This window comes from Pseudomonas sp. 1D4, from assembly GCF_001728925.1.
Lineage (GTDB): Bacteria > Pseudomonadota > Gammaproteobacteria > Pseudomonadales > Pseudomonadaceae > Metapseudomonas > Metapseudomonas otitidis.
In genome coordinates this window covers 32,618-59,518 of sequence record NZ_LXJQ01000024.1, presented here as the reverse complement: position 1 = coordinate 59,518, position 26,901 = coordinate 32,618, and the positions used below count along the sequence as shown (strand labels likewise).

At 67.0% G+C, this 26,901-nt stretch carries 26 protein-coding genes and 1 pseudogene; 19 read left to right on the top strand and 8 right to left on the bottom strand.

Translation table 11 applies throughout. The annotated features are described in order from the left end of the window. Positions 1-212 precede the first annotated feature (212 nt). From fadD1 to A7D27_RS14030, 12 genes are all read left to right on the top strand, one after another. The gene (gene fadD1 / locus A7D27_RS14085) at positions 213-1,898 is read left to right on the top strand and encodes a long-chain-fatty-acid--CoA ligase FadD1 (protein ID WP_069565262.1); all 1,686 of its coding nucleotides are present in this window, start codon (positions 213-215) and stop codon (positions 1,896-1,898) included. Positions 1,899-2,099: 201 nt separating this feature from the next. Continuing rightward, positions 2,100-5,999: an ATP-dependent RNA helicase HrpA gene (hrpA, locus tag A7D27_RS14080; RefSeq protein WP_069565261.1), complete on the top strand. Its 3,900-nt coding sequence runs from the start codon at positions 2,100-2,102 to the stop codon at positions 5,997-5,999. A gap of 15 nt (positions 6,000-6,014) precedes the next feature. Further along, on the top strand, positions 6,015-6,539 hold the full coding sequence (locus A7D27_RS14075; RefSeq protein WP_069562438.1) for a DUF3087 domain-containing protein: 525 nt from the start codon (positions 6,015-6,017) through the stop codon (positions 6,537-6,539). Positions 6,540-6,568: 29 nt separating this feature from the next. Further along, positions 6,569-7,159, top strand: coding sequence for a nicotinamide riboside transporter PnuC (gene pnuC / locus A7D27_RS14070; RefSeq protein ID WP_069565260.1), 591 nt, complete (start codon positions 6,569-6,571; stop codon positions 7,157-7,159). A gap of 1 nt (position 7,160) precedes the next feature. After that, positions 7,161-8,201, top strand: coding sequence for an AAA family ATPase (locus A7D27_RS14065; protein ID WP_069565259.1), 1,041 nt, complete (start codon positions 7,161-7,163; stop codon positions 8,199-8,201). 86 nt (positions 8,202-8,287) lie between these two features. Further along, positions 8,288-9,352, top strand: coding sequence for a sensor domain-containing diguanylate cyclase (locus tag A7D27_RS14060; protein WP_083265637.1), 1,065 nt, complete (start codon positions 8,288-8,290; stop codon positions 9,350-9,352). Between the two features lie 83 nt (positions 9,353-9,435). Next, positions 9,436-9,867 carry an HIT family protein gene (locus tag A7D27_RS14055; RefSeq protein WP_069565258.1) on the top strand — a complete coding sequence of 144 codons (432 nt, stop codon included), beginning with the start codon at positions 9,436-9,438 and terminating at the stop codon, positions 9,865-9,867. Between the two features lie 457 nt (positions 9,868-10,324). Next, the gene (locus A7D27_RS14050) at positions 10,325-11,446 is read left to right on the top strand and encodes a beta-ketoacyl-ACP synthase III (RefSeq protein WP_069562430.1); all 1,122 of its coding nucleotides are present in this window, start codon (positions 10,325-10,327) and stop codon (positions 11,444-11,446) included. Further along, positions 11,446-12,057, top strand: coding sequence for an RNA polymerase sigma factor (locus A7D27_RS14045; RefSeq protein ID WP_069562431.1), 612 nt, complete (start codon positions 11,446-11,448; stop codon positions 12,055-12,057). The genes A7D27_RS14050 and A7D27_RS14045 overlap by 1 nt, the downstream gene beginning before the upstream one ends. Further along, positions 12,051-12,284: an anti-sigma factor gene (locus A7D27_RS14040; RefSeq protein ID WP_069562432.1), complete on the top strand. Its 234-nt coding sequence runs from the start codon at positions 12,051-12,053 to the stop codon at positions 12,282-12,284. Before A7D27_RS14045 ends, A7D27_RS14040 begins: the two co-directional genes overlap by 7 nt. A gap of 255 nt (positions 12,285-12,539) precedes the next feature. Beyond that, positions 12,540-13,850 carry an OprO/OprP family phosphate-selective porin gene (locus tag A7D27_RS14035; protein WP_069562433.1) on the top strand — a complete coding sequence of 437 codons (1,311 nt, stop codon included), beginning with the start codon at positions 12,540-12,542 and terminating at the stop codon, positions 13,848-13,850. A gap of 191 nt (positions 13,851-14,041) precedes the next feature. Next, entirely contained in the window at positions 14,042-15,169 is a 1,128-nt protein-coding gene (locus A7D27_RS14030) for a GNAT family N-acetyltransferase (RefSeq protein ID WP_069565257.1), read from the top strand. A gap of 3 nt (positions 15,170-15,172) precedes the next feature. Here the strand turns inward: A7D27_RS14030 and A7D27_RS27220 are convergent, their stop codons facing one another. The 5 genes from A7D27_RS27220 to A7D27_RS14010 form a co-directional block, all read right to left on the bottom strand. Continuing rightward, complete coding sequence (locus A7D27_RS27220) at positions 15,173-15,289, bottom strand: DUF2790 domain-containing protein (protein WP_083265636.1); 117 nt, start codon at positions 15,287-15,289, stop codon at positions 15,173-15,175. A 269-nt stretch (positions 15,290-15,558) separates the two neighbouring features. After that, positions 15,559-17,388 (bottom strand): ABC transporter ATP-binding protein, encoded by a 1,830-nt coding sequence (locus A7D27_RS14025; protein WP_069565256.1) that lies wholly within the window; start codon positions 17,386-17,388, stop codon positions 15,559-15,561. Between the two features lie 82 nt (positions 17,389-17,470). Further along, positions 17,471-18,025, bottom strand: a complete 555-nt coding sequence (locus A7D27_RS14020; protein WP_069565255.1) for a peptidylprolyl isomerase — start codon at positions 18,023-18,025, stop codon at positions 17,471-17,473. Then, a complete protein-coding gene (locus A7D27_RS14015) occupies positions 18,019-18,828 on the bottom strand; it encodes an alpha/beta fold hydrolase (RefSeq protein WP_069565254.1) in 810 nt (269 codons plus the stop codon). The genes A7D27_RS14020 and A7D27_RS14015 overlap by 7 nt, the downstream gene beginning before the upstream one ends. A 10-nt stretch (positions 18,829-18,838) precedes the next feature. Next, complete coding sequence (locus A7D27_RS14010; RefSeq protein WP_044413495.1) at positions 18,839-19,765, bottom strand: LysR family transcriptional regulator; 927 nt, start codon at positions 19,763-19,765, stop codon at positions 18,839-18,841. A gap of 85 nt (positions 19,766-19,850) precedes the next feature. On the opposite strand from A7D27_RS14010, the gene A7D27_RS14005 reads away from it, so the two are divergent. The 3 genes from A7D27_RS14005 (at position 19,851) to rarD (ending at position 22,191) form a co-directional block, all read left to right on the top strand. Further along, the gene (locus A7D27_RS14005) at positions 19,851-20,168 is read left to right on the top strand and encodes an S-Ena type endospore appendage (protein WP_069565253.1); all 318 of its coding nucleotides are present in this window, start codon (positions 19,851-19,853) and stop codon (positions 20,166-20,168) included. A gap of 145 nt (positions 20,169-20,313) precedes the next feature. Further along, positions 20,314-20,913: an FMN-dependent NADH-azoreductase gene (locus A7D27_RS14000; protein ID WP_069565252.1), complete on the top strand. Its 600-nt coding sequence runs from the start codon at positions 20,314-20,316 to the stop codon at positions 20,911-20,913. Between the two features lie 378 nt (positions 20,914-21,291). Next, positions 21,292-22,191, top strand: coding sequence for an EamA family transporter RarD (gene rarD / locus A7D27_RS13995; protein ID WP_069565251.1), 900 nt, complete (start codon positions 21,292-21,294; stop codon positions 22,189-22,191). 10 nt (positions 22,192-22,201) lie between these two features. Here the strand turns inward: rarD and A7D27_RS13990 are convergent, their stop codons facing one another. Together A7D27_RS13990 and A7D27_RS13985 are read right to left on the bottom strand one after the other, a co-directional pair. Beyond that, positions 22,202-22,609: an NUDIX domain-containing protein gene (locus tag A7D27_RS13990; RefSeq protein ID WP_069565250.1), complete on the bottom strand. Its 408-nt coding sequence runs from the start codon at positions 22,607-22,609 to the stop codon at positions 22,202-22,204. After that, positions 22,606-23,148, bottom strand: coding sequence for a dihydrofolate reductase family protein (locus A7D27_RS13985; protein WP_069565249.1), 543 nt, complete (start codon positions 23,146-23,148; stop codon positions 22,606-22,608). The genes A7D27_RS13990 and A7D27_RS13985 overlap by 4 nt, the downstream gene beginning before the upstream one ends. A gap of 164 nt (positions 23,149-23,312) precedes the next feature. Between A7D27_RS13985 and A7D27_RS13980 the strand changes: the two genes are divergently transcribed. From A7D27_RS13980 to A7D27_RS13965, 4 genes and pseudogenes are all read left to right on the top strand, one after another. Continuing rightward, positions 23,313-24,644: a DEAD/DEAH box helicase gene (locus A7D27_RS13980; RefSeq protein ID WP_069565248.1), complete on the top strand. Its 1,332-nt coding sequence runs from the start codon at positions 23,313-23,315 to the stop codon at positions 24,642-24,644. Between the two features lie 14 nt (positions 24,645-24,658). Next, positions 24,659-24,889, top strand: a pseudogene (locus tag A7D27_RS13975) (DUF1294 domain-containing protein); the annotation flags it as partial. A gap of 162 nt (positions 24,890-25,051) precedes the next feature. Further along, positions 25,052-26,110, top strand: coding sequence for a haloacid dehalogenase-like hydrolase (locus A7D27_RS13970; RefSeq protein ID WP_069565247.1), 1,059 nt, complete (start codon positions 25,052-25,054; stop codon positions 26,108-26,110). A gap of 70 nt (positions 26,111-26,180) precedes the next feature. After that, positions 26,181-26,498, top strand: coding sequence for a hypothetical protein (locus tag A7D27_RS13965; protein ID WP_069565246.1), 318 nt, complete (start codon positions 26,181-26,183; stop codon positions 26,496-26,498). Between the two features lie 22 nt (positions 26,499-26,520). Here the strand turns inward: A7D27_RS13965 and A7D27_RS13960 are convergent, their stop codons facing one another. Further along, positions 26,521-26,832, bottom strand: a complete 312-nt coding sequence (locus A7D27_RS13960; protein ID WP_139134098.1) for a hypothetical protein — start codon at positions 26,830-26,832, stop codon at positions 26,521-26,523. Positions 26,833-26,901 lie beyond the last annotated feature (69 nt).

Sequence of the window (26,901 nt, the reverse complement as noted above, 5' to 3'; positions counted from 1 at the left end):
GCCAGTTAGGTGGTTTGCTCTAAAGGTGACTGATTGGTTTTGTTTGGTCATTTTGTTGACTGGAAAGGGTCTATTTGGCTCTGGTCGCCTTTTTTCAAAGCTGATAATCTCGGCGCGCTTTTCGCCCTGGGAAGGGCCTGAAACCGCACAGACCACAAAAAACAACTGCCTCGTGCAGTGAAGATCAGCTGTTGCTCAGGAGTGGGCTTTCCATGACCGATAACTTCTGGACGGACAAGTATCCAGCAGGCGTTCCTGCGGAAATCAATGCCGACGCTTACCCCAACATTCAGGCGGTATTGAAAGAGTCCTGCCAACGCTTTGCCGACAAGCCCGCATTCAGCAACCTGGGCAAGACCCTCACCTACGGTGAGCTTTACGCACTCTCCGGTGCCTTCGCCGCCTACCTGCAGAACCACACCGACCTGCAGCCCGGCGACCGTATCGCCGTGCAACTGCCCAACGTCCTGCAGTACCCCGTCGTGGTCTTCGGCGCCCTGCGCGCCGGCCTGGTGGTGGTGAACACCAACCCGCTGTACACCGCGCGGGAGATGGAGCACCAGTTCAACGACTCCGGCGCCAAGGCCCTGGTGTGCCTGGCCAACATGGCCCACCTGGCCGAGAGCGTGCTGCCCAAGACCGGCATCCGTCACGTAGTGGTGACCGAAGTGGGTGACCTGCTGCCGCCGCTCAAGCGCCTGCTGGTCAACAGCGTCATCAAGTACGTGAAGAAGATGGTGCCGGCCTTCCACCTGCCCCAGGCCGTCAAGCTCAACCACGCACTGGCCAAGGGCCAGGGCAAGGCCGTGTGCGAAGCCTCGCCGGCCGCCAGCGACGTTGCCGTGCTGCAGTACACCGGCGGCACCACCGGCGTGGCCAAGGGCGCGATGCTCACCCATCGCAACCTCATCGCCAACATGCTGCAGTGCAAGGCGCTGATGGGCGCCAACCTCAATGAAGGGTGCGAGGTGCTCATCACCCCGCTGCCGCTCTATCACATCTACGCCTTCACCTTCCATTGCATGGCGATGATGCTGACCGGCAACCACAACATCCTGATCAGCAACCCGCGCGACCTGCCGGCGATGGTCAGGGAGCTGGGCAACTGGAAGTTCACCGGCTTCGTCGGCCTCAACACCCTGTTCGTTGCCCTGTGCAACAACGAGGACTTCCGCAAGCTGGACTTCTCCGCCCTCAAGCTCACCCTGTCCGGCGGCATGGCCCTGCAACTGGCTGCGGCCGAGCGCTGGAAAGAGGTCACCGGCTGCGCCATCTGCGAAGGCTTCGGCATGACTGAGACCAGCCCCGTGGTGTCGGTGAACCCGTTCCAGAGCATCCAGATCGGCACCATCGGCATCCCGGTCCCCTCGACCCAGTGCAAGGTGGTGGACGACGAGGGCAACGACCTCGCCATCGGTGCCATCGGCGAACTGTGCGTCAAGGGCCCGCAGGTGATGAAGGGCTACTGGCAGCGCCAGGACGCCACCGACGAGATCCTCTCGGCGGACGGCTGGCTGAAGACCGGCGACATCGGCCTGATCCAGGAAGACGGTTACATGCGCATCGTCGACCGCAAGAAGGACATGATCCTGGTCTCCGGCTTCAACGTGTACCCCAACGAGCTGGAAGACGTGCTCGCCACCTTGCCGGGCGTCCTGCAATGCGCCGCCATCGGCGTCCCGGACGAGAAGTCCGGCGAGGCGATCAAGGTTTTCGTGGTGGTCAAGCCGGGCGCCAGCCTGACCAAGGACGAGGTGATGCAGCACATGCGCGCCAACCTCACCGGCTACAAGGTCCCGCGCTCCGTCGAGTTCCGCGACAGCCTGCCGACCACCAACGTCGGCAAGATCCTGCGCCGTGAACTGCGTGACCAGGAACTGAAGAAGCTCAAGGGCTGATCCGTCCCGGCATGAACGAGCCCCGCACCTGCGGGGCTCGCTCTTTTCTGTGCGCCCCATGGCGCAGACGCCGGTGGCCCTGGGGCTCAGCCCGGGGACGAATCCCGCTGCAACCCGCTCAGCCAAGGCATCGGTGCCCCGATGCGGTGCGGGGGCGGAATCTGCGACAATCGCGCCTTTGCCACGATTGCCCAGCGCCTGATGACCGACATCGCCTCCCTGCACAAGAACCTCGACCACGCCCTGATCGCCGACCGCCATCGCCTGCGCCGCCAGCTCCACGAGCTGCACAAGAAGCCGGACGAGGCGAAGCTCGCCCAGTGGCTGGAGCGCTTCCAGGCGTCCTGCGCCAAGGTTGAGGCGCGCCGCAGCAGTGTACCGCCCATGCGCTACGACGACGCCCTGCCCATCGCCGCCAAGCGCGACGAGATCAAGGCTGCGCTGGAGAAGCACCAGGTGCTGGTGATCGCCGGCGAGACCGGCTCGGGCAAGACCACCCAGTTGCCGAAGATCTGCCTGGAGATCGGCCGCGGCACCCATGGCCTGATCGGCCACACCCAGCCGCGCCGGCTGGCCGCGCGCAGCGTGGCGACCCGCGTGGCCGAGGAGATCGGCACGCCCCTGGGCGAGCTGGTGGGCTACCAGGTGCGCTTCGAGGACCAGTCCAACGAGCGCAGCCTGATCAAGCTGATGACCGACGGCATCCTCCTGGCCGAAACCCAGCACGACCGCCTGCTCGAGCGCTACGACACGATCATCGTCGACGAGGCCCACGAGCGCAGCCTGAACATCGACTTCCTCCTGGGCTACCTGAAGACGCTGCTGCCACGGCGCCCGGACCTGAAGCTGATCATCACCTCGGCGACCATCGACCTGGAGCGCTTCTCCAAGCACTTCGGTGACGCGCCCATCGTCGAAGTTTCCGGCCGCACCTACCCGGTGGACACCTGGTACCGGCCCCTGGCCGCCGAGGTGGACGAGAACGGCGAGCCGCTGTTCGACGACCTGTCGGTTGACCAGGGCATCCTCCGCGCCCTGGACGAGATCGCCGACCACGAGCGCGCCGAAGGCAAGCGCCCGGGCGACGTGCTGGTGTTCCTCCCCGGCGAGCGCGAGATCCGCGACGCCGCCGAGGTGCTGCGCAAGGCCAACCTGCGCCACACCGAGGTGCTGCCGCTCTATGCACGGCTGACTCCAGCCGAGCAGCAGAAGATCTTCGCGCCCATGCCCGGCCGCAAGATCGTGCTCGCCACCAACGTCGCCGAAACCTCGCTGACGGTGCCCGGCATCCGCTACGTGATCGACAGCGGCACCGCGCGCATCAGCCGCTACAGCTACCGCGCCAAGGTCCAGCGCCTGCCCATCGAAGCCGTCTCCCAGGCCAGCGCCAACCAGCGCAAGGGTCGCTGCGGCCGGGTCGAGCCGGGTATCTGCGTGCGCCTGTACAGCGAGGAGGACTTCCTCGGCCGCCCCGAATTCACCGACCCGGAGATCCTGCGCACCAACCTGGCGGCGGTGATCCTGCAGATGCTCCACCTGCGCCTGGGCGAGATCGGCGACTTCCCCTTCATCGAGCCGCCGGACGGCAAGGCGGTGAGCGACGGCTTCACCCTGCTGCAGGAACTCTCGGCAGTGAACCGCGAGGGCCAGCTCACGCCCCTGGGCCGCCAGCTGGCGCGCCTGCCGGTGGACCCGCGCCTGGGCCGCATGCTGCTGGAGGCCGCCCACCAGGGCAGCCTCGACGAGGTGCTGCTGATCACCAGCGCGCTCTCGGTGCAGGACCCGCGCGAACGGCCGATGGATCGCCAGCAGGCCGCCGACCAGGCCCACGCACAGTGGAAGGACGCCGACTCCGACTTCGCCGCGCTGGTCAACCTCTGGCGCGGCTTCGAGGAGCAGCGCCAGGCGCTGGGCTCCAACGCCCTGCGCACCTGGTGCCGCAAGAACTTCCTCAACTACATGCGCCTGCGCGAGTGGCGCGACGCCCACCGCCAACTGACGCTGATCTGCCGCGAGCTCAAGCTGACCCTCAACAAGGAGCCGGCGGACTACCCGCGCGTGCACAAGGCGCTGCTCTCCGGCCTGCTCAGCCAGATCGGCCAGAAGAGCGAGGACGGCGACTACCTCGGCGCCCGCCAGCGGCGTTTCTGGATCCACCCCTCCACCGTGATCGCCAAGAAGCGGCCGCAGTGGATCATGGCCGCCGAGCTGGTGGAGACCACCAAGCTGTTCGCACGCATGGTCGCCAAGATCGACCCCGACTGGCTGGAACCCCTGGCCGGCCACCTGGTGAAGAAGAACCACCTGGAGCCGCACTGGGAGAAGCGCCGTGGCCAGGTCGTGGCCTACGAGCAGGTCACCCTCTACGGGCTGATCGTGGTCGGCCGCCGCCCGGTGCACTACGGCCCCATCGACCCGCCGGTGGCGCGCGAGCTGTTCATCCGCGAGGGCCTGGTGCGCGGTGAGATCCACAGTCGCGCCAAGTGCCTGGCCGCCAATCGCCAGTTGCTGGAACGGCTCGACGAGCTGGAGGCCAAGGCCCGCCGCCGCGACATCCTCGCCGACGAGGAAACCCTCTTCGGCTACTACGCCGCGCGCCTGCCCGAGGACCTCTACCAGACCGCCAGCTTCGAGAAGTGGTACGAGCGCGAGCGGGCGAAGAATCCCGAACTGCTGATCATGCGCGAGGAAGACGTGCTGGCCCGCGAAGCCAGCGAAGTCACCGCCGCGCAGTACCCGGACACCCTGCGCATCGGCGAGCTGCAACTGCCGCTGGACTACCACTTCGAACCCGGCCACCCGCGTGACGGCGTGACCCTGCGGGTGCCCGCGCCCCTGCTGCCGCAACTGCCCGCCGAGCGCCTCGACTGGCTGGTGCCCGGCCTGCTGGAAGCCAAGTGCGTGGCCCTGGTGCGCAACCTGCCCAAGGCCATCCGCAAGAACTTCGTGCCGGTGCCGGATTTCGTGAAGGCCGCGCTGGCCAAGCTGGCCTTCGCCCAGGGCTCGCTGCCCGAGGCGCTGGGCCGCGAACTGCAGCGCATGACCGGCGCCCGCGTGCCCGAGGAGGCCTGGGCGGAAGCCGCCGGCCTGCTGGAGCACCACCTGAAGATGAACATCGAAGTGGTGGACGCGCGCGGCAAGTTCCTTGGCGAAGGCCGCGACCTGGCCGAGCTGACCGCGCGCTTCGCCGAGGCCAGCCAGGCCGCCCTGGCCATCCCGCAGAAGCAGGGCGAGCAGCGCCCGGTGGAAGCCAAGGGCTTCGCCCAGGTGGCGGAGAAGACCCAGCAGAAGGTCGCCGGCCTTTCCATGACCGTCTACCCGGCGCTGGTGGAGGCGGGCGGCAGCGTCAAGGAAAGCCGCTTCCCCACCCAGGCCGAGGCCGACTGGCAGCACCGCCGCGCCCTGCAGCGCCTGCTGCTGCAACAACTGGCCGAGCCGGCCAAGTACCTGCGCGGCAAGCTGCCGGGCCTCACCGAACTGGGCCTGCTGTACCGCGACATGGGCCGGGTCGACGCGCTGGTGGAGGACATCCTCCTGGCCAGCCTCGACAACTGCATCCTCGACGGCGAAGCCAGCCTGCCTCGCGATGGTGCCGCCCTGGCCTCGCTGGCGGAGAATAAGCGCGGTGCCTGGGCCGAGCACGCCGAACGCCTGGCCCGCCTGACCCTGGACATCCTCAAGCTCTGGCATGGCCTGCAGAAGCGCTTCAAGGGCCGCATCGACCTGGCCCAGGCGGTGGCGCTCAACGACATCAAGGCGCAGTTGGGCAACCTGGTGTACCCCGGTTTCGTCCGCGAAACCCCGGGCGAATGGCTGAAGGAAGTGCCGCGCTACCTCAAGGCCATCGAGCAGCGCTTCGACAAGATCGGCGCCCAACTGCAGCGCGACCGCGTCTGGTCCGGCGAGCTGGCCGGCTACTGGGAGCAGTACCAGGCACGCCTGGCCAAGCACGCCCAGGAAGGCAAGCGCGACCCCGAGCTGGTGCTGTACCGCTGGATGCTGGAGGAGTACCGCGTGTCCCTCTTCGCCCAGCAGTTGGGGACGAAGATGCCGGTCTCCGACAAGCGTCTCAACAAGCAGTGGACCCAGGTGGAGGGTTGATCCGTGAGTGACGTGCTGTTCGAAATCCGCCCCATGAGCCCCGAGCTGTACCGCGAGAAGACCCGGCGCATCGCCATCGGCATCGCCGTGCTGTTCATCGCCCTGGCCATGCTGTTCGCCACCGCCAGCGTGCAGCTGTTCGGCACCCCCGGTGGCGACAACTTCCGCTGGAACCTGGCCGGCGTGCTGGCCGGGCTGGCGGTGACGGTGGCCCTGGTGCGCCTGCAGTTCTGGCCGCGCCCGTTCATGGCGCCGGCGGTCTATGGCTGGGGGCTCAAGCGCAGCCTGATGCGCGTCACCAACCTGATGCACCGGGTCAAGGCCGGCGTTGCCGTGAACGACCCGGCGGCGATGAAGCTGCTGCGCTTCTATCACCTGGGCGTGACCCAGATGCACCAGTTGGACGGCAACACCTCCGACCTCAGCCAGATGGTCCGCGAGATCGATGCGCACCGCGAGGCGATGCTGGCCCTGGGGCTCGACCCGGAGCAGGCGCGCCTGGAGCGCGACTGGCTGGATGCGGTCAAGCGCTTCGGCTGAACCCGGCCGCATCGGACAAGGACGACCTCATGCCTTCCACCCTCGAACTCGTCGCCGACCTGGTGAACCTGATCGCCGTGCTGCTGGCCGCACGCAACAGCGTGCACACCTGGTCCATCGGCATCCTCGGCTGCGTGCTGTTCGGCTGGTTGTTCTTCGAATCCCAGCTCTATGCCGACGTCACCCTGCAAGGCTTCTTCATCATCACCAGCGCCCTGGGCTGGTGGGCCTGGCTGCACGGCAACGCCGGCACCCAGCTGCCGGTGAGCCGCACCGCTCCGGCCAGCCTGTTGCGGATGGCGGCTTTGGCCGTGGTGGTGGCGCTGGCCTATGGGGCGCTGTTGCACCATTTCACCGATGCCTACGCACCGCTGGTGGATTCCCTGGTGCTGACCTTCAGCGTGCTGGCGCAGCTGCTGCTGATGCGCCGGCGCCTGGAGAACTGGTACGCCTGGCTGCTGGTGAATACCTTGGCGGTGCCGCTCTTCGCCTCCCGCGAGCTGTACCTCACCGCCGGGCTCTACACCCTGTTCTGGTGCAACGCCTGGTACGGCCTGTACCGCTGGCGCCGTGAGTTGCGCCAGGCCGCCACGCCCCTGGCCGGGCAGGAGCCCGCCTGAGGTGAGCGCGACCTTTCGCACCGGCCTGGTGGTGGGCAAGTTCTCGCCGCTGCACCTGGGCCATGAACGGCTGATCCGCGCGGCCCAGGGGCAATGCGAGCGGCTGTTGCTGCTTTGCTGGTCCCTCCCCGAACTGCCGGGTTGCGAGGCCGGGCGCCGCGAGCGCTGGCTGCGTCTGCGCTTCCCGGAGTTGCAGGCCGAGGTGGTCACCCCGGCCCGCATCCAGGCCTGGCGGGAGCAGGGCAAGCGCCTGCCCGACCTGCCCCACAACGACGCCCCCGAGTTCGAGCCGCGCCAGTTCGTTGCCGAGTTCTGCCAGGCGGTGTTCGGCACCACGGTGGACGCGGTATTCACCAGCGAGGGCTATGGCGAGGGGTTCGCCGCGCACCTGGCGGGTGTCTTCGGCCACCCGGTGCGGCACGTCTGCGTCGACCCGCAGCGCCTCGCCGTGCCCGTCTCCGGCACCCGCCTGCGCGCCGATCCCCATGGCTTGCGTGGCTTCCTCGCCCCCGAGGTGCACGCCGACTTCGTCGAACGGATCGTCCTGCTCGGCGGCGAATCCACCGGCAAGAGCAGCCTCGCCATCGCCCTGGCCACCGCGCTCGATGCCCCCTGCGTGGCTGAGTTCGGCCGCGAGCACTGGGTGGCCAAGGACGGCGCGCTGGACTACGACGACCTGCTGCACATCGGCCGCACGCAGATGGCCCGGGAGGACCAGGCAGCACTCACGGCCGGGCGCTACCTGGTCTGCGACACCTCGGCGCTGACCACGCTGTTCTACAGCCACGCGATGTTCGGCCGCGCCGATGCCGAACTGGCTACCCTGGCCGAACGCCCCTACGCACACACCTTCCTCTGCGCCGACGACTTCCCCTTCGTGCAGGACGGCACCCGCCAGGACGAAACCTTCCGCCGCCGCCAGCAGGCCTGGTACCACGCCGAACTGCAACGCCGCGGCTGGCGCTATCAAATGCTCAGTGGCCCGCTGGAGGCGCGGGTGGAGCAGGTGCTGGTCCATCTGCGAAATGCCTCCCCGGGCTGAAGCCCGGGCTACGGGCCGCGAGGTACGTGGTGAGGGTGATGGCGCCGTGCTATACAGCCCGGCAGGACTTCCGAGGGTGAACGATCATGGCCAGGCAAAACGGCAGCAGGACCGTCCCGGCAGCGCCTGCCGGCAGGCACGGGCACAGCCGCTTCGTCTGGCGGGCCCTGTTGCCCCGTGCCCTGGGGCTGCCGGTCGGCGCCTTGTGCATGGCCCTGCCGCTGTGGGAGTTACACCGACCGGCGTGGGTGTGGGGGCTGCTGGTGCTGTTCTCCTTCGTCTGGCCCTGGGTGGCCCTGGTGTTGAGCCGGAGTTATCAGGACCCGGTGCGCAACGAGCGCCGGCACATCCTGTTCGACTCCTTCGCCGGCACCTTCTGGATCGCCACCGCCGGCTTCAGCCCGCTTGCCACCTGCGTGGCCTTCGCCATGTTGCAGGCGAACAACGTCGCCGCCGGCGGCATCCGCTTCGTGGCCCAGGGGTTGCTGGCCCAACTGGCGGGTGTGGCAGCGGGCGTCCTGGTGTTCGGCTTCACCTTTCACAGCCCCATCACCCTGCAGCACCTGCTGCTGTGCCTGCCGATGCTGCTGCTGCAGCCCCTGGTGATCGGCGCCACCCTCTATGACCTGGCCCAGAGCGTGGCGCGCAGCCGCAAGGCGCTGCGCACCCTGAGCCAGACCGACAGCCTCACCGGCCTCTACAACCGCCGCCATTGGACCGAGCAGGCCCAGCAGGAATTCCTCCGCTGCCAACGGGGTGGCCAGCCCGCCTGCCTGGCGCTGGTGGACCTGGATCACTTCAAGGCCGTCAACGACACCCGTGGCCACCTGGCCGGCGACGAACTGCTGGAGCGCCTTGGGCGCGACCTGCGTGAGACCCTGCGGGACACCGACCTGTGCGGGCGCTATGGCGGCGACGAATTCTGTGTGCTGCTGCCGATGACCCAGGAGGAGGGCGCCCGGGTGCTGCTGGAGCGCCTGCGCGAGAAGATCGCCCGCGAAGAAGGCGATGTGGGGCTGAGCGTCGGCCTGGCCGTCTTCGACGGGCGCATGGCCTCGGTGGAGGACTGGATCTGCGCAGCGGACCAGGCCCTCTACCTGGCCAAGTCCCAGGGGCGCAACCGGGTGGTGATGCTGGAGCGCACCGGGTGACGCCAGAACGGCGCCGGGGGTTCAACTCCGACGCCGCAGCGGGTAAGGTGCGCGGCTGACCAGTCGGCATATGGAGCGCCACGATGAGCCTTCACGGTACCTACGATCCGCAGAACATCTTTGCCCAGATCATCCGGGGCGATGCCCCGTGCTACAGGCTCTACGAGGACGACGACGTGCTCGCCTTCCTCGACCTGTTCCCGCAGTCCTACGGCCATGCCCTGGTGATCCCCAAGCGTTCGGCGGCGCGCAACCTGCTGGACGTGGACCCGGAGGCGCTGGCGAAGGTCATGGCGGTGGTGCAGCGTCTGTCCCGCGTCATCACCGAGGAGCTGAAGCCGGCTGGTGTCCAGGTGGCCCAGTTCAACGGCGCCCCGGCCGGGCAGACCGTGTTTCACCTGCACTTCCACATCATTCCCCGTTACGAGGGTGAAGGCCTCGGCATCCACGCCAGCCAGAAGGCCGACCCCGCCGAGCTGGAAGCCCTCCAGGCGCGCATCAGCCGCCACCTGTAAGGCCTGTTGCCCTCGCGCTGCGAGGGCATCCTGGCCGAAATTCCATGCATTTTGGCCACATGAACGCCGACCTTGAGGCGTCTCGCTGTGTCTTCCGCGTGCCATCGAGCTTCTACGCAGAAGGGATGGATTGTAAGTCTCTTCTGGCTGCTTTTTGCCTGTTTTCCTACGACTGATAGCCCTCCCGCAGGATTGCACCGGTGGTCTGCCGTGGCGTTCCGGCAGGCGCCAGAAAGGCCCGTGCTGTGGCAAACTTCGCCGCCAGCGAGCGCCTTGCCCCGTTATCCTGAGCGGGCTGTGCCCGGTCCGGGGCACGGATGACTTGCCAACCCGTTCCACCCACCATCCCGCTGCCCGGAGATGGCCCAATTCAAGACGCCGGGCGCGCCCTGTCGGCCGGCGAACCAACTGCCCAACCGGCTGTGTCCGTCACAGCCCCGCAACGAGAGGATCGACCGTGCACAACGTCGTGATCAGTGGCACCGGCCTTTACACCCCGTCCAACAGCATCTCCAACGAAGAACTCGTGGCCTCCTTCAACGCCTACGTGCAGGCCTTCAACGCCGAGAACGCCGCTGCCATCGAGCGTGGCGAGGTGGAAGCCCTGGCCGAATCCAGCGTGGCGTTCATCGAGAAGGCCTCGGGCATCAAGAGCCGCTTCGTGGTGGACAAGGCCGGCATCCTCGATCCGCAGCGCATGGTGCCGCGCATCCCCGAGCGCTCCAATGACGAGTGGGGCATCCTCTGCGAGATGGCCGTGGGCGCTGCCCGCGAGGCCCTGGAGCGTGCCGGCCGTACCGCTGCCGACATCGACGGCGTGATCGTCGCCTGCTCCAACCTGCAGCGCGCCTACCCGGCAGTGGCCATCGAGGTCCAGGCCGCCCTGGGCATCCAGGGTTACGGCTATGACATGAACGTCGCCTGTTCCTCCGCCACTTTCGGCATCCAGGCGGCCGTGACCGCGATCCAGACCGGCCAGGCCCGCGCCATCCTCATGGTCAACCCGGAAATCTGCACCGGGCACCTGAACTTCCGTGACCGCGACAGCCACTTCATCTTCGGTGACGCTGCCACCGCGGTGATCCTGGAGCGTGCCGACAAGGCCACCTCCAAGCACCAGTTCGAAGTCGTCAGCACCAAGCTGCTGACCCAGTTCTCCAACAACATCCGCAACAACTTCGGCTTCCTCAACCGCGCGGCGGAAGAGGGTATCGGCGCCCGCGACAAGCTGTTCGTGCAGGAAGGCCGCAAGGTGTTCAAGGACGTCTGCCCGATGGTGGCTGAGCTGATTGCCGCGCACCTGCAGGAGAACGACATCGACGTGGCCCGGGTGAAGCGCTTCTGGCTGCATCAGGCCAACCTGAACATGAACCTGCTGATCGCCCGCAAGCTGCTGGGCCGTGATGCCGAGCCCCAGGAAGCGCCGGTGATCCTCGACACCTACGCCAACACCAGCTCCGCCGGTTCGGTCATCGCCTTCCACAAGCACCAGGACGACCTGCCCAGCGGCAGCCTCGGCGTGCTCAGCTCCTTCGGTGCCGGTTACTCCATCGGCAGCGTGATTCTGCGCAAGCGCTGATGCCCCTCCCTGCGGACGCCGAGCTGCTCCCCCGCCTGCGTGCGGGGGAGCCTTCGGCGTTCCGTCAGCTCATCGCCGCCCACCAGAGCGCGATGCGCGCGGTGGCCTACGCCATCGCCGGCCCCCGCCATGTCGAAGAAGTGGTCCAGGATGCCTGGTTGGCCGCCGTGCGTGCGCTCGACGGTTTCGAGGGCCGCTCCAGCCTCAAGACCTGGCTGCTCACCATCGCCGCCAACACCGCCCGCACCCGCGCCAGCCAGGCCCGGCGGGAAGTGCTGCTGGACGACCTGCCGGCCCCCCACGGCAGCCTCGATGACGCCCGCTTCACCGCCGACGGCCATTGGCTGCGCCCGACCAGTGCCTGGCATGAGGATTCGCCGGAAGCCCTGCTGCAGGCCGACGAGCTGCGCCAGTGCCTGGAGAAGACCCTGCTGAGCCTGTCCGACCTGCAGCGCAGCGTGCTGTTGCTGCACGAGCGCGAAGGGCTGGCACCGGAGGCCATCTGTAATCTTCTGGAGGTTTCACTCTCCAATATGCGGGTGCTGTTGCATCGCGCTCGCCTGAAGGTCTTCGCCACCCTGGAGCACTACGAGGAAACGGGCCAATGCTGAACTGCCGAACGCTGGTGGCCTGCTCCAGCGACTACCTCGATGGTCGACTCGGGTTGCTGGCGCGCCTCGACGCACGCCGCCACCTGTTGTTCTGCGCCGATTGCCGGCGTTTCATCCGCCAACTGGCACTGACCCGTGATGTGGTAAGGCATTGGCCGGATGCCTCACCGGGTGAAATAGACGCCTTGGCCCAGCGCCTGGCTGACGAGCGTCGTCCCCGGAGCTGACGCACCTTCGCCATCGTTCCGTCATGTTTCCCGCATGAACCTTTTGCGGGCGCCTTTCCTGGTAGCCGTGTAACCCGCATGGTGACTGGCGTTGAGTCATATTTCCCATCGGACTTAAAAAGTTCCGGTGTCATAAAACATTTATCTAAAAGCAACTGAGCTGAAATAACCCCCCGCCAACATTCCCCACCAGCACGAACGAGCCCTTGGGCTCGGGTGTTTTTCCAGCACTAAGACCAATTAGGGGAATCTTCGATGATCCGTAAGCACCTCGCCGGTATTGCCGCCAGCGCCCTCGCCCTGGCCATTTCCGCCCAGGCCTTCGCAGGTACCGTGACCACCGACGGCACCGACATCGTTATCAAGACCAAGGGCGGCCTGGAAGTCGGCACCACCGACAAGGCGTTCAGCTTCAAGATCGGTGGTCGCCTGCAGGCTGACTACAGCAGCTTCGACGGCATCTACACCAAGAACGGTGACACCGCTGACGCGGCCTACTTCCGTCGCGCCCTCCTGGAGATCGGCGGTGTGGCTTACACCGACTGGGCCTACCAGATCAACTACGACTTCTCCCACAACGCCGGCAGCTCCGACGATGGCTACTTCGACGAAGCTTCCATCGCCTACACCGGTTTCAAACCGGTGGTGATCAAGCTCGGTCGTTTCGACCCCGAGTTCGGCCTGGAAAAAGCCACCAGCTCCAAGTGGGTGACCGCTCAGGAGCGTAACGCCTTCTACGACATCATCGATTGGGCCAACGGCCACCAGAACGGCATGGGCGCTCAGGTGTCGACCACCATCAGCAACTATGCCTACCTGTCCGGCGGTGTGTTCTCCAAGGACAGCAACGACACCGACGGCAAGGCCAACAAGCAGGTCAACCTGCGCGGCGTCTTCGCCCCGATGGCTGAAGCCGGCAACGTCCTGCACTTTGGTGCGAACTTCGCCCGCCGCGACGTCTCCGACTCCACCGTCGACTCCCGTTTCCGCAGCCGCCTGGGCATGCGTGGCGTGGAAACCCTGGGTGGCAACGATGCCGGCACCAATGGCAACCGCGTGGTCTTCGGTGGCGCCAACTCCCGTCCTGCCGGCTCTTACGACGACGACACCGCCTGGGGCCTGGAAGCGGCCTGGGCCACCGGCCCGTTCTCCCTGCAGGGTGAATACATGAAGCGCAAGATGAAGGCCGACTCCGCGTCCTTCCAGGACATCGAGGCCAATGGCTTCTACGTCCAGGCGGCCTACACACTGACCGGTGAAGCGCGCGACTACAAACTCGGCAAGTTCGACAAGATCAAGCCGAGCAACAAGCAGATCGGTGCCTGGGAACTGTTCTACCGCTACGACAGCGTCAGCGTGGACGACAACAACGTGACCACTGCTACCGCCACTCGCGAAGTCGGTGACGCCAAGGCCAAGGTGCACAACCTGGGCGTGAACTGGTACGCCAACGAAGCCGTGAAGATCAGCGGTACCTATGTCCGTGCTGCTACCGACAAGATCACCAACAGCGTGGGCGACGACGACGGCGACGGCTTCGTCATCCGCGCGCAGTACGTGTTCTAAGCAACTCCGTTCATCCGCTCCTTCTTGGGCCCCGCTTCGGCGGGGCTTTTTTATGGCGCGGATTTTTGCGTGCGCGACATCTTGTGGAAGCGGTTTCAGCCGCGATGCGTTTCCCGCCCTGCACCCAGGCCAGCGGCAATTCCTCCACGGCGGGCTTTTCTTCGCCTGCGCCCCGCGCCAGACTGCTCGCCATGCCCATCCAGACCCTCACCCGACTCTCCGACCTGGCGCCCGAGCGCTGGGACGCCCTGCTGCCCGATGACCAGCCCTTCCTGCGCCATGCCTTCCTCTCGACCCTGGAGGACAGCGGCAGCGTGGGCGGGCAATCCGGCTGGTACCCGGCGCACCGGCTGCTGCTCGACGACCAGGGACACCTGCGCGCGGCGATGCCGGCCTATGTGAAGGTGCATTCCTACGGTGAGTACGTGTTCGATTGGTCCTGGGCCGATGCCTGCCAGCGTGCCGGGATCGGCTACTACCCCAAGCTGCTGGGGGCCGTGCCGTTCTCCCCGGTGGGCGGCGCGCGCCTGCTGGCGGTGGACGCCAGCGCGGCGTCGGCATTGCTGGAGGGGGTGACCGAAGCCCTCGACGCGGAGGACCTGTCGAGCCTGCATGTGAACTTCACCGATGCCTTTGCCGACGCGGTGCTGCGCGGGCGCGAGCACTGGCTGGAGCGCTTGGGCTGCCAGTACCACTGGCACAACCGGGGCTACCGGGACTTTCAGGACTTTCTCGACGCCTTCGCCTCGCGCAAGCGCAAGCAGGTGCGCAAGGAGCGCGAGCAGGTGGCGGGGCAGGGGATCGATTTCCAGTGGCGCGAGGGGCACGAACTGCTGGAGGCGGACTGGGACTTCGTCTACGCCTGCTACGCCAACACCTATGCGGTGCGCGGGCAGACGCCCTACCTGACGCGCGCCTTCTTCAGCCTGCTGGCCGAGCGCATGCCCCAGGCCATCCGCGTGGTGTTCGCGATGCAGGGCAGCCGGCCGGTGGCCATGGCGTTCTCGCTGGTGGATGGCAGCACCCTGTACGGGCGTTACTGGGGCTGCCTGGCGGAGTTCGACCGCCTGCATTTCGAGACCTGTTTCTACCAGGGCATCGAGTGGGCGATCCGTGCCGGGCTGTCGCGTTTCGACGCCGGCGCCCAGGGCGAACACAAGCTGATCCGGGGTTTCGAGCCGGTCGTGACCCGCTCCTGGCACCTGCTGCGCCACCCCGGCTTGCGCGCGGCAGTGGCGGACTTCCTGGCCCAGGAACGCCCCGCGATCCTCCGTTATGCCGAGGACGCGCGGGGCATGCTGCCCTATCGCCAGGGTTGAGCCTCAGCCGTTGCTGAGGGTGCTGCCGCCCCATTCCAGGTAGCGCATCTTGTGCACCGTGCCCTGGCTGTCCTCGTACACCATCACCACCGGCACCCCGGAGGGTGGATCGCGTTTCATCGATCCACCGTTGCGGTGTGGCCGATGTGCCGGGCGGCCTCAGACCGTTGCATTGATCGTCGCGATGCGTTTCGTGGCCTCAGCGCATCCCACGGGCCGTGCCTGTGGCCGTTGCGGTGTGGCCGATGTGCCGGGCGGGCTCCTCAAGACCGTTGCATTGATCGTCGCGATGCGCTTCGTGGCCTCAGTGCATCCTACGGGTTGTGCCTGTGGCCGTAGGATGGGCTGAGCTGTGCGAAGCCCATGGTGTTCGGAGGGCGAATCTCCAGTCAGTCGACGCCGACGAAGCCGCCGGTCTGGTGGCGCCACAGGCGGGCATAGAGACCGCCCTGGGCGAGCAGTTCGGCGTGGCTGCCGCTTTCCACCACGCGGCCCTGGTCGAGGACCACCAAGCGGTCCATGCGGGCGATGGTGGAGAGGCGGTGGGCGATGGCGATCACGGTCTTGCCCTGCATCAGGCTCTCCAGGCTTTCCTGGATGGCCGCTTCCACTTCCGAATCCAGTGCCGAGGTGGCCTCGTCGAGGATCAGCAGCGGTGCGTCCTTGAGCAGCACGCGGGCGATGGCGATGCGCTGGCGCTGGCCGCCGGAGAGCTTCACGCCGCGCTCGCCGACATGGGCGTCCAGGCCGTGGCGGCCTTCGGCGTCGCTGAGCTGGGGGATGAAGCCGTCGGCGCGGGCCTTGCTCACCGCGTCCCAGAGCGCCGCATCGTCGGCGTCCGGGCGGCCGTAGAGCAGGTTCTCGCGGATGGAACGGTGCAGCAGCGAGGTGTCCTGGGTGACCATGCCGATCTGCGCGCGCAGGCTGTCCTGGGTCACCTGGGCGATGTCCTGGCCATCGATGAGGATGCGCCCGCCTTCCAGGTCGTAGAGGCGCAGCAGCAGGTTCACCAGGGTCGACTTGCCGGCGCCGGAAGGGCCTACCAGGCCGATCTTCTCGCCGGGGCGTACATGCAGGTCCAGGTGCTCGATCACCCCGCTGCCCTTGCCGTAGTGGAAGTGCACCGCCTCGAAGCGCACCTCGCCACGCTGCACCTGCAGGGGCCGGGCCTCGGGGGCGTCCACCACCTGGCGCGGCACGGCGATGGTCTGGATGCCGTCCTGCACCTGGCCGATGTTGTCGAAGATGCCGTTGACCACCCACATGATCCAGCCGGACATGTTGATGATGCGGATCACCAGCCCGGTGGCCAGGGCGATGGCGCCGGCACTGATCAGGCCCTGGTTCCACAGCCACAGGGCGAGGCCGCAGGTGCTGACCACCAGGGCGCCGCCGAGCAGGGTGACGACGGTGTCCATGATGGTGACCACCCGCGCGGCCAGCTGGCTGCGCCAGGTCTGCTCGTCCAGCGCTTCGCGGGCGTAGCCCTCTTCGTCATGGGTGTGGGCGAACAGCTTGAGGGTGGTGATGTTGGTGTAGCCATCGACGATGCGCCCCATCAGCCGCGAGCGGGCATCGGAGGACTCCACCGAGCGCTGCTTGACCCGGGGCACGAACCAGGCGATGGCGATGACGTAGGCGATGATCCAGGCCACCAGCGGCAGCATCAGCCGCCAGTCGGCCTCGGCGAACAGCACCAGGGAGCTGACGGCGTAGATCAGCACGTGCCAGAGGGCATCCACCGCCTGCACGGCGGAGTCCCGCAGGGAGTTGCCGGTCTGCATGATGCGCTGGGCGATGCGGCCGGCGAAGTCGTTCTGGAAGAAGCCGAGGCTCTGTTTGAGCACGTAGCGGTGGTTCTGCCAGCGGATCAGGTTGGTCAGGCTGGGGTTGATGCTCTGGTGCACCAGCAGGTCGTGCAGGGCGTTGAACAGCGGGCGCAGCAGCAGGGTCACCACCGCCATCCACAGCAGCTCGTGGCCGTGGGCGCTGAACAGTTCGCCGGCCGGGGTGGACTGCGCCAGGTCGACGATGCGCCCGAGGAAGCTGAACATCGCCACTTCGATCAGCGCCACGATCAGCCCCACCACCAGCAGGGCGGCGAATACTGGCCAGACCTGGCGCAGGTAGTGCAGGTAGAAGCGCAGCACGCTGCGTGGCGGGGTGTCGTCAGGGGCCGGTCGGAAGACGTCGATCAGGCGTTCGAAGCGGCGGAACATGCTGGAACCTCAATGAGAAACGGGGCCGGCTCCAGGGAGCCGGCCCCGTGTGCAGCGGCCCGCCGAGGCGGGCCGCAAGGGGTCAGGAGCGCTTGGCGGAGAGGATCACCACCGGCTGCACAGGCACGTCCTGGTGCATGCCACGGCGACCGGTGGGGACGTTGGCGATCTGGTCGACGACGTCCATGCCGCGCACCACCTTGCCGAACACCGCGTAGCCGAAGCCACGGGCACCGTGGTCCAGCGCGGCGTTGTCGCGGTGGTTGATGAAGAACTGGCTGGTGGCCGAGTCGGTGGCCTGGGTGCGGGCCATGGCGATGGTGCCGCGCACGTTGTGCAGGCCGTTGTCGGCTTCGTTCTTGATCGGCGGGTTGGTGGACTTGTTCTGCATGTCGGCGGTCATGCCGCCACCCTGGATCATGAAGCCGGGGATGACCCGGTGGAACACGGTGCCGTTGTAGAAGCCCGCGTCCACGTAGGCGAGGAAGTTCTTCACGGTGATCGGCGCCTTGGCCTCGTCCAGCTCCAGCTCGATCTCCCCGGCGGAAGTGTTGAGGGTGACGTGGGGGTTGCCGGCAGCCAGCAGGTGGGAGGCGAACAGCAGGGTGCAGGCCGCGAGGGCGAGTTTCTTCAGCATGTGGGGCGTTCCTTGTTGTGCTCGACCTGGTTGAGGAAGTCGAGGAGGGTGGTGTTGAAGCGTTGCGGTTGATCCAGCGGGGTGGCATGGCGGGATTGCTCGATCACCACCAGACGGGCATCGGGCAATTCGCGGACGTAGGCCTCCTTTTGTGCCACCGGGGTGTAGTCCCGGTCGGCCGTCACCACCAGCGTAGGACAGGTGATGCGGGCCAGGCGTTCCCGCACGCCCCAGCCGATGATGGCGTCGAGGGCGGCGAGGTAGGCGCGCTTGTCGTTGCGCGGCCAGCGTTCTTCCACCTTGGCGCGCAGCTCGGCCTGCTCCGGCAGCGGGAACAGCAGGCGGCCCAGGGCCTTGGCGATGGTGTCCAGCCCCAGCAGGCGCGAGAGGGTCCAGCGCTTGGCCACCTCCAGGTAGTCGCGCGGGCTGCGGGGTTTCACTTCCGGTGCGCTGTTGACGATGGTCAGGCTGCGCAGCAGCTCGGGGCGGTCGACGCCGAGCTGGAAGCCGATCATCCCGCCCATGCTGATGCCCACCAGGTGCACCGGGGCCAGGCCCAGGTGCTCGATCAGCGCGGCGGCGTCGGCGGCGAAGCCGGCGATGCTGTAGCGTTCGCGGGGCTTGTCCGACTGGCCGTGGCCGCGCACGTCCATCAGCACCACCTGGTGGCGGGCGCTGAGGGCGGGGAGCTGGTACTCCCAATCCAGGGTGCTGGAGCCGAGGCCGTGCACCAGCAGCACCGGGGTGCCCTGGCCGTGGATTTCGTAGTGCAGGCGACAGCCGTGATGGTCGAACCAGGGCATGGCGGGCTCCTCAGGCGCTGGGCATCGGTGCGGCGAAGGGGGCGTTCAGGGGCGTCGAGTCGAAGGTCTTGATCAGCTCGACGAGGATCTGCGAGGCCGGTCCCAGGGCCTTCTCCTTGCTCGCATAGAGGAAGAAGTTCGGGTGCCGGGTGGCGCCCTGGTCCAGCGGCAACGGCTTGAGCAGGCCGTCGGCCAGCTCCCGTTCGATGATGTGGCGCGGCAGCCAGGCGAAGCCCAGGCCGTTGCTGACGAAGTTGGCGGCGGTGGGCAGGCTGCCTACCGTCCAGCGCTGTTCGGCGCCCAGCCAGCCGACGTCGCGGGGCTGGGTGCGGCCGGAGTCGCGGATCACCACCTGCAGCTGGCTTTCCAGGTCCTGGAAGCTGAGGGTGCGGTTGAGCCGGTGCAGCGGGTGGTCGGGGTGGGCCACGGCGACGAATTCCACATTGCACAGTTCGGTGCCCAGGTAGCCGGCCACGGTGAGGCTGGTGATGGCCAGGTCGGCGGTGCCTTCCAGCAGCACCTCCTCCACGCCGGACAGCACCTCTTCGCGCAGGCGCACCCGGCAGCCGCGGCTCTGCGGCATGAACGCGGCCAGTGCACGCAGCAGGCGAGCGGTGGGGTAGGCGGCATCCACCACCAGGCGCACCTCGGCCTCCCAGCCCTGCTCCATGTGGTGGGCCAGTTCTTCCAGCTGGCTGGCGGCCTTGACCAGGTGGCGGGAGCGACGCAACAGCACCTCGCCGGCTTCGGTGAGCACCGCCTTGCGCCCGTCGATGCGCAGCAGTGGCACGCCGAGCTGCTCCTGCATGCGTGCGATGGTGTAGCTCACCGAGGACTGGGAGCGGTGGGTGGCCTCCGCTGCCTGGGCGAAGCCGCCGTGGTCCACCACGGCCTGCAGGGTTCTCCATTGGTCCAGGGTGACCCGGGGCGCTTTCATGGCTGGCTCCTCACGTTGACCGGCGCCGATGACCTGGATCGGCGCTCTCCTGTAATCTGGCGGCCCACCGCAGCGGAGACCCCCGATGAAAACAACAATGCTCTGTACCCTGCTGGCCGTCCTGCCCGGCGTCGCCCTGGCCTACCCCATCGAGGTGGAGAAGCAGTACAACGGTGCCGAGATTTCCTACCAGACCAATGACATCGACCACAACATGGGCGCCATCACGGTCTACAACCTGGGCGGGACCCGCGCCGAGTGCACCGCGCGCTTCGTCAACGGGCCGGAAACTCCACGGGTACGCCGCTCGGTGATCGCACCGGGGGAGAGCGTCTCGCTGACCGCCAAGTTCAACCGCAGCATCATCCGCCTGCGCGTCGGGCTGACCTGCAAGCCGGTTTGATTGCGCCGCCTCCTGGTCGATCAGGAGGCCTTTATAAATTAAAAACCTCGATATTTAGTAGCGGATTTTTTCGCTTTTTTATCGAATTGTGTCCTCCTAAGCTGCGCTCCATCGAATCGCAACCATTCTTGATGGAGCAGCCAGCATGTCCCGTGTCCTCATCGTCGAAAGCAGCGCCCGCCAACAGGGTTCCATCTCCCGCCAACTGACCGCCGAATTCATCGCCCGATGGAAGACCGCCCACCCGGCCGACGAGGTAGTGGTGCGCGACCTGGCCCAGGAAACCGTGCCGCACCTGGACAGCGACCTGCTGGGCGGCTGGATGAAGCCGGCTGACCAGCAGAACGACGCCGAGCGCGCAGCCCTGACCCGCTCCAACCGACTCACCGACGAGCTGCTGGCAGCCGATGTGCTGGTGCTGGCAGCGCCGATGTACAACTTCGGCATCCCCAGCACCCTCAAGGCCTGGTTGGACCATGTGCTGCGCGCCGGGGTGACCTTCAAGTACACCGAGACCGGCCCCCAGGGCCTGCTCAACGGCAAGCGCGCCTTCGTCCTCACCGCCCGTGGCGGCGTGTACGCCGGCGGCCCGCTGGATCACCAGGAGCCCTACCTGCGTCAGGCGCTGGCGTTCATCGGCATCCATGACGTCACCTTCATCCATGCCGAGGGCCTGAACATGGGCGCTGAGTTCCAGGAGAAGGGCATCGCCCAGGCCCGTGCGCAACTGGTCAAGGTTGCCTGACCGGCTTCACCCGATTGCTCCGTGCGTAGTCCCGACGCACACACTCCGCCCGGCCCATGGCCGGGCTTTTTTATGAACGCTCGCTTCCCGTTGGAGTGCGCTCTGCTCGCGAGGTCGGTGAGGTGAGAGTCGGTGGCCGTAGGGTGGGCTTCAGCCCACCGCTCTGCTTCGGCCGACTCGGTTCCCGGTTGGTTTCCCAAGCGGGCGCCTGGCAGGCAGGTGCCGCTTTCAGGCTCGTCGATGCCGGGTTGGTCCCAGCGGGTCCGCACGTGCGTGGGTAAGCTTCCTCTGTTGCTGATGAGCGGGTATTTTCGCCGGCTGCAATCAGAGGCCTGCCATGTCTTCTTCGTTCTTCTACCCAGCCGCCACGGTGTGCCGGTGAGGTTGTCCGGGCGCGGTGTCGCCCTGTCCCTGGTGGCGTCGGTGCTGTTTGCGCTGATGCCCGGCTACGTGCACGAACTGGCGCCGCTGGATGGTGTGCAGGTGTTCGCCCAGCGCGTGCTCTGGTCGATTCCGGCGGTGCTGCTGTTGGTGGCCTTGAGCCGGCAGTGGGCGACCCTCGGCGGTGTGCTCGGTAGGCTGCGGCGCGAGCCGCTGTTGCTGGCGGCGCTGCCGCTGGCGGCGGTGTTGATCGGCCTGCAGTGGGGGCTGTTTCTCTGGGCGCCGCTGCAGGGGCGGATGCTGGAGGTGTCGCTGGGCTACTTCCTGCTGCCGCTGGTGATGGTGGTGTGTGGCCGGCTGTTCTACAACGAGCGTCTGCGCCCACTGCAACTGCTGGCGGTGATCTGTGCGCTGACCGGGGTGATCCACGAGTTGTGGATGACCCGCGCCTTCTCCTGGCTGACGCTGGTCACGGCGTTGGGCTACCCGCCGTATTTCATGCTGCGCCGCTGGATGCGCCTGGATGCGCTGTCCGGTTTCATCCTCGAAATGCTGGTGCTGGCACCCCTGGCGGCGTGGCTGATCATCGCCCACGGCCCCGAGGGCGCGTTCGCCCAGTCACCGGCGCTGTGGTGGCTGATTCCCGGGCTGGGCGTGCTGGGTACCCTGGCCTTCGCGGCGATGATGGCTGCCAGCCGGCTGCTACCGCTGGGGCTGTTCGGCATCCTCAGCTACGTGGAGCCGGTGCTGCTGTTCGCGGTGGCGGTGCTGTTCCTCGGCGAGGCATTCGACCCGGCGCAGTTGTGGACCTACCTGCCCATCTGGCTGGCGGTGCTGCTGATCGGCTGGGACAGCGCCCAGCTGCTGCGGCGCCAGGCGCGCCAACTGGGCGTGTGAGGGGCGGCCTTCAGGCGAAGGCGGGGTGAGCGGCCAGGGCCGGCAGGACCTGTTCCCGTAGCAGCGGTGCCAGGGTGTCCGGCAGCGGTTGGCCGGGCGCCAGCCAGGCCAGTTCCTCCAGTTCGGCGGCGGGCGCCACTGGCTGCTCCAGGCGCGCGACGAAGACCTGGGCCTCGACCCAGGTGTCCGGCTCGTTGGCGGCTGCCGCTCGGAATGACCCCAGCGGGCTCAGGGCATCGGCCGGCAGGCTCAGTTCCAGCTCTTCCTGCAGTTCACGGCGCAGCGCCTCGTGCGCGCTCTCGCCGGGCTCGCGCTTGCCGCCGGGTAGCATGAAGGCCCGGGTGTTGCGTTTGCGCACCAGCAGCAGGCGGTTATCGGGGTCGATCAGGCAGGCGGCGGCGATGTCGAGGGTGGTCATGGGGCTGAGGCCTCCGGTAGCAGTCGGTCATGCAGTTGCGCCACGCCGGTGGCGAAGCTGCGTTGTTCGTGCAGGTTCAGGCGCCGTTCGAGGCCGGTGGCGAACATCGGGATGCCCGCACCGAGCAGGTGCGGGATCACGCTGACGATCAGCTCGTCCAGCAGGCCGGCGGCGTGGCAGGTGCCCGCGAGGGCTCCGCCCACCAGCCAGACCCGCTTGCAGCCGGCTTCGGCCAGCTCCGCCTGGGCCTCCTGGGGCGTGCTGTGGCGGATCTTCACCTGGGGGCCGGCGGGTTGCAGGTCGGCGCGGGTGAGCACGGTACAGGGCTTGCCGGGGTAGGGCCAGTCGCCGCCCATCGCCAGCACGGCCTCGTAGGTCCCCCTGCCCATCAGCAGGCCGTCGATGCTCTCGTAGAAGGCGTGGTAGCCGTGATCGTCGCTGGAGCGCTCGATGGATTCGAGCCAGTCCACCCGGCCGTCGGGGCGGGCGATGGAGCCGTCGAGGCTGGTGGCGACGTAATGGATCAGCGGAGCAGTCATGGGGGCTTTCCGCAGAGGGAATCAGGGGCGTCAGGGTTTGGAGTGGGCCGGTCGGGCGCGAGTTCAGGCGTGCACAGGGGCCGGCGAAGGGATCGCGGGCGTTCGGGCGCGACACAAGGTAACCTACGCAGCTGTTTTCCAGGCTTCCGATCGAGGTGGTACCCGTGTTCTCCCAATTCGCCCTGCACGAACGTCTGCTCAAGGCTGTCGCCGAACTGAAATTCGTCGAACCGACGCCCGTGCAGCAGGCGGCGATTCCCCCGGCGCTGGAAGGGCGCGACCTGCGCGTCACCGCGCGCACCGGCAGCGGCAAGACGGCGGCCTTCGTGCTGCCCCTGCTGAACCGCCTGATCGGCGAAGCCAAGCCCCGCGAGCGCATCCGTTCGCTGATCCTGCTGCCGACCCGGGAGCTGGCCCAGCAGACCTTGAAGGAAGTGGAGCGCTTCTCGCAGTTCACCTTCATCAAGTCCGGCCTGGTCACCGGTGGCGAGGACTTCAAGGTCCAGGCCGCCATGCTGCGCAAGCTGCCGGACGTGCTGGTGAGCACCCCCGGCCGTCTGATCGAGCACCTCAACTCCGGCACCGTGAGCCTGAAGGAGGTGGAGGTGCTGGTGCTGGACGAGGCCGACCGCATGCTGGACATGGGCTTCGCCGAGGACATGCAGCGCATCACCGCCGAATGCGCCAACCGCCAGCAGACCCTGCTGTTCTCTGCCACCACCGGCGGCGCGGCCCTGCGCGAGGTGTCCGCCCAGGTCCTGAAGGACCCGCTGCACCTGCGCCTGAACGGTATCGAGCAGCTCAACGAGTCGACCCGGCAGCAAGTCATCACCGCCGACGACGTGGACCACAAGGAAGCCCTGGCGCGCTGGCTGCTGGCCAACGAGACCTACCAGAAGGCCATCGTCTTCACCAACACCCGTGCCCAGGCCGACCGTTTCTACGGCCACCTGGTGGCGGCGGGCTACAAGGCCTTCGTGCTGCACGGCGACAAGGACCAGAAGGACCGCAAGCTGGCCATCGACCGCGTGCGCGAGGGCGGCACCAAGGTGCTGGTGGCCACCGACGTGGCGGCCCGTGGCCTGGACATCGAAGGCATGGACCTGGTGATCAACTTCGACATGCCGCGCTCCGGCGACGAGTACGTGCACCGCGTCGGCCGCACCGGCCGTGCCGGCGGCGAGGGCCTGGCCGTCTCGCTGATCTGCCACAACGACTGGAACCTGATGTCCAGCGTCGAGCGCTACCTCAAGCAGAGCTTCGAGCGCCGTGTGATCAAGGAGCTGAAAGGCACCTACAACGGGCCGAAGAAGGTCAAGGCCTCGGGCAAGGCAGTCGGCACCAAGAAGAAAAAGACCGACAAGAAGAGCACCGGCAAGGCGTCCGCCAAGCCCGCCGCCAAGCGCAAGCCGTCCGGCCCGCGTCGCGAGCAGCCGCAGGTGGTGAGCAGCGACGGCCTGGCACCGCTCAAGCGCCGCAAGCCGGCGGCTGAGTGACCCTCCCTTCGGGCTGGCAACTGCTGGCCCTCGTCTACCTGGTCATGAGCCTGGTCTGCTTCGTCGCCTACTGGTACGACAAGCGCCAGGCCGTGGCCGGTATGCGGCGTATCCCCGAGGCGCGCCTGCACCTCTATGAGCTGTTCGGCGGTTGGCCCGGTGGCCTGCTGGCCCAGCGGCTGATCCGCCACAAGAACCGCAAGCTGGCCTACCAGTTGCGCTTCTGGTTCATCGTCCTGCTGCACCTCGGAGCCTTCGGCGCCTGGGCTTGGTGGCGCTGGCACTGAGGTGGACGCAAGCGCGATGGTGCGTGTCGGTTCCGGTCATGGCGGTGTCATGGACCTCTGCTAGGGTCCAGGGGCCCGGGGCGCCTGATGCGCCTCGCCCACCCCGAGGGAACCTACGCGATGACATTGACCCGGACGCTTCTTGCCGCCGCCCTGTGCCTTGGCCTGGCCGGCCCCGCCGCTGCCGCCACCGAACTCGCCCACTGGCCGGCGCCCGCCGCCAAGCAGTTGGACGCGCTGATCGCCGCCAACGCCAACAAGGGCGCCTACGCGGTGTTCGACATGGACAACACCAGCTACCGCTACGACCTGGAAGAGTCCCTGCTGCCCTTCCTGGAAATGAAGGGCGTGCTGACCCGCGAGAAGCTCGACCCGTCGCTCAAGCTCATCCCGTTCAGGGACGTCAACGGCCACAAGGAAAGCCTCAACAGCTACTACTACCGCCTGTGCGAACTGGATGACATGGTCTGCTACCCCTGGGTGGCCCAGGTGTTCTCCGGCTTCACCCTGCGCGAGCTGAAGGGCTACGTGGACGAGCTGATGGCCTACGGCAAGCCGATCCCCAGCACCTACTACGAGGGGGATGAGGTCAAGACCATCGAGATCAACCCGCCCAAGCCCTTCACCGGGCAGAAGGAGCTGATGAACAAGCTCCAGGAGAACGGCATCGAGGTGTACATCATGACCGCCGCCCTGGAAGAGCTGGTGCGCATGGTCGCCGCCGATCCCAAGTACGGCTACAACGTGAAGCCCGAGAACGTCATCGGCGTCACCACCCTGCTCAAGGACCGCAAGACCGGCGCCCTGACCGCCGCGCGCAAGCAGATCAAGGACGGCCACTACGACGAGAAGGCCAACCTCGACCTGGAAATCACCCCCTACCTGTGGACCCCGGCCACCTGGATGGCGGGCAAGCAGGCGGCCATCCTCACCTACATCGACCAGTGGAAGAAGCCGATCCTGGTGGGCGGTGATACCCCCGAGAGCGATGGCTACATGCTGTTCCACGGTACCGACGTGGAGAAGGGCGGGCTGCGGGTGTGGGTTAACCGCAAGGCCAAGTACATGGACCAGATCACCGCCATGCAGAAGAAGAACGCCGAGTCCCAGGCCAAGCTGGGCCTGCCGGTCACCGCCGACCGCAACTGGGTGGTTGTGACGCCGGAGGAGATCCAGTAACCGGCCGTCTTGCCCCCTGCGCAGCCACAGCGCCAGCGACTATTGTGCGAGGCAGTGACCAGGGGGTGGCATGGGAAAGTGGTTCGTCGGCATCGTGCTGGCAGGGGTGACCCTGCTGGCACAGGGGGAAACCCTGCGGTTCGGTTTCGGCACCGAGAAGCCACCTTATGTTTTCGAAACGGAGCAACGCGGCCTGGAGGTGGAGATCATCGCCGCCGCCGCCCGTGAAGCCGGCTTCGAGCTGGAGTACCACTACCTGCCCATGGAGCGCCTGCACCTGATGCTGGCGCGCGGCGAGCTGGACGGCATCGCCCCCACCAGCGAGCTGAGCCAGGTGCAGGCGTTCTACTACGACGCACCACAACTATGCCATCACGCTCCCCCCTGATTGGCTATCACCGTAGCCGCTCTCATGCTTCGCCGCCCCTCCCTGGCGTCCCTCTCGGACACGCACCCCCATCAACAGCACCGCATGTTGGAGCGTGTGGCCACACGGCCCGAATAGTGCGGATGGTGGAAAGGAATATCTCGCTGGGATAGCGCTCACGGAAATGACCATCGATGGTCATGAAGAACGCCTCGTCATACACCCCCGCCATGGGCAGGACTACACCGACGATGTGCTTGCAGCACCAGATCGGTGCCTCACTGTCGTCCCATACCAGCTCGACGAGCACCGTTTTGCCGATGTAGCCGATAGCCGTGGTTGCATTGAGCTTCAAGGTGCTGTCCTCGTTAGTCGCAGTGCATCGGGGTGTCGCCGTCTCATTGCCTATCCCTGCCTCTGAAAT

What these genes read in the sequence shown, in the direction of transcription:
- A7D27_RS13965 (WP_069565246.1), top strand. Translation starts at nt 26,181, where the DNA reads ATGGGAAAGTGGTTCGTCGGCATCGTGCTGGCAGGGGTGACCCTGCTG.
- pnuC (WP_069565260.1), top strand. Translation starts at nt 6,569, where the DNA reads ATGCCTTCCACCCTCGAACTCGTCGCCGACCTGGTGAACCTGATCGCC.
- A7D27_RS13985 (WP_069565249.1), bottom strand. Translation starts at nt 23,148, where the DNA reads ATGACTGCTCCGCTGATCCATTACGTCGCCACCAGCCTCGACGGCTCC.
- A7D27_RS14015 (WP_069565254.1), bottom strand. Translation starts at nt 18,828, where the DNA reads ATGCCCTGGTTCGACCATCACGGCTGTCGCCTGCACTACGAAATCCAC.
- A7D27_RS13990 (WP_069565250.1), bottom strand. Translation starts at nt 22,609, where the DNA reads ATGACCACCCTCGACATCGCCGCCGCCTGCCTGATCGACCCCGATAAC.
- A7D27_RS14035 (WP_069562433.1), top strand. Translation starts at nt 12,540, where the DNA reads ATGATCCGTAAGCACCTCGCCGGTATTGCCGCCAGCGCCCTCGCCCTG.
- A7D27_RS14030 (WP_069565257.1), top strand. Translation starts at nt 14,042, where the DNA reads ATGCCCATCCAGACCCTCACCCGACTCTCCGACCTGGCGCCCGAGCGC.
- fadD1 (WP_069565262.1), top strand. Translation starts at nt 213, where the DNA reads ATGACCGATAACTTCTGGACGGACAAGTATCCAGCAGGCGTTCCTGCG.
- A7D27_RS13970 (WP_069565247.1), top strand. Translation starts at nt 25,052, where the DNA reads ATGACATTGACCCGGACGCTTCTTGCCGCCGCCCTGTGCCTTGGCCTG.
- A7D27_RS14045 (WP_069562431.1), top strand. Translation starts at nt 11,446, where the DNA reads ATGCCCCTCCCTGCGGACGCCGAGCTGCTCCCCCGCCTGCGTGCGGGG.
- A7D27_RS14060 (WP_083265637.1), top strand. Translation starts at nt 8,288, where the DNA reads ATGGCCAGGCAAAACGGCAGCAGGACCGTCCCGGCAGCGCCTGCCGGC.
- A7D27_RS14025 (WP_069565256.1), bottom strand. Translation starts at nt 17,388, where the DNA reads ATGTTCCGCCGCTTCGAACGCCTGATCGACGTCTTCCGACCGGCCCCT.
- A7D27_RS14040 (WP_069562432.1), top strand. Translation starts at nt 12,051, where the DNA reads ATGCTGAACTGCCGAACGCTGGTGGCCTGCTCCAGCGACTACCTCGAT.
- hrpA (WP_069565261.1), top strand. Translation starts at nt 2,100, where the DNA reads ATGACCGACATCGCCTCCCTGCACAAGAACCTCGACCACGCCCTGATC.
- A7D27_RS14020 (WP_069565255.1), bottom strand. Translation starts at nt 18,025, where the DNA reads ATGCTGAAGAAACTCGCCCTCGCGGCCTGCACCCTGCTGTTCGCCTCC.
- A7D27_RS27220 (WP_083265636.1), bottom strand. Translation starts at nt 15,289, where the DNA reads ATGAAACGCGATCCACCCTCCGGGGTGCCGGTGGTGATGGTGTACGAG.
- A7D27_RS14005 (WP_069565253.1), top strand. Translation starts at nt 19,851, where the DNA reads ATGAAAACAACAATGCTCTGTACCCTGCTGGCCGTCCTGCCCGGCGTC.
- A7D27_RS14055 (WP_069565258.1), top strand. Translation starts at nt 9,436, where the DNA reads ATGAGCCTTCACGGTACCTACGATCCGCAGAACATCTTTGCCCAGATC.
- A7D27_RS14010 (WP_044413495.1), bottom strand. Translation starts at nt 19,765, where the DNA reads ATGAAAGCGCCCCGGGTCACCCTGGACCAATGGAGAACCCTGCAGGCC.
- A7D27_RS14000 (WP_069565252.1), top strand. Translation starts at nt 20,314, where the DNA reads ATGTCCCGTGTCCTCATCGTCGAAAGCAGCGCCCGCCAACAGGGTTCC.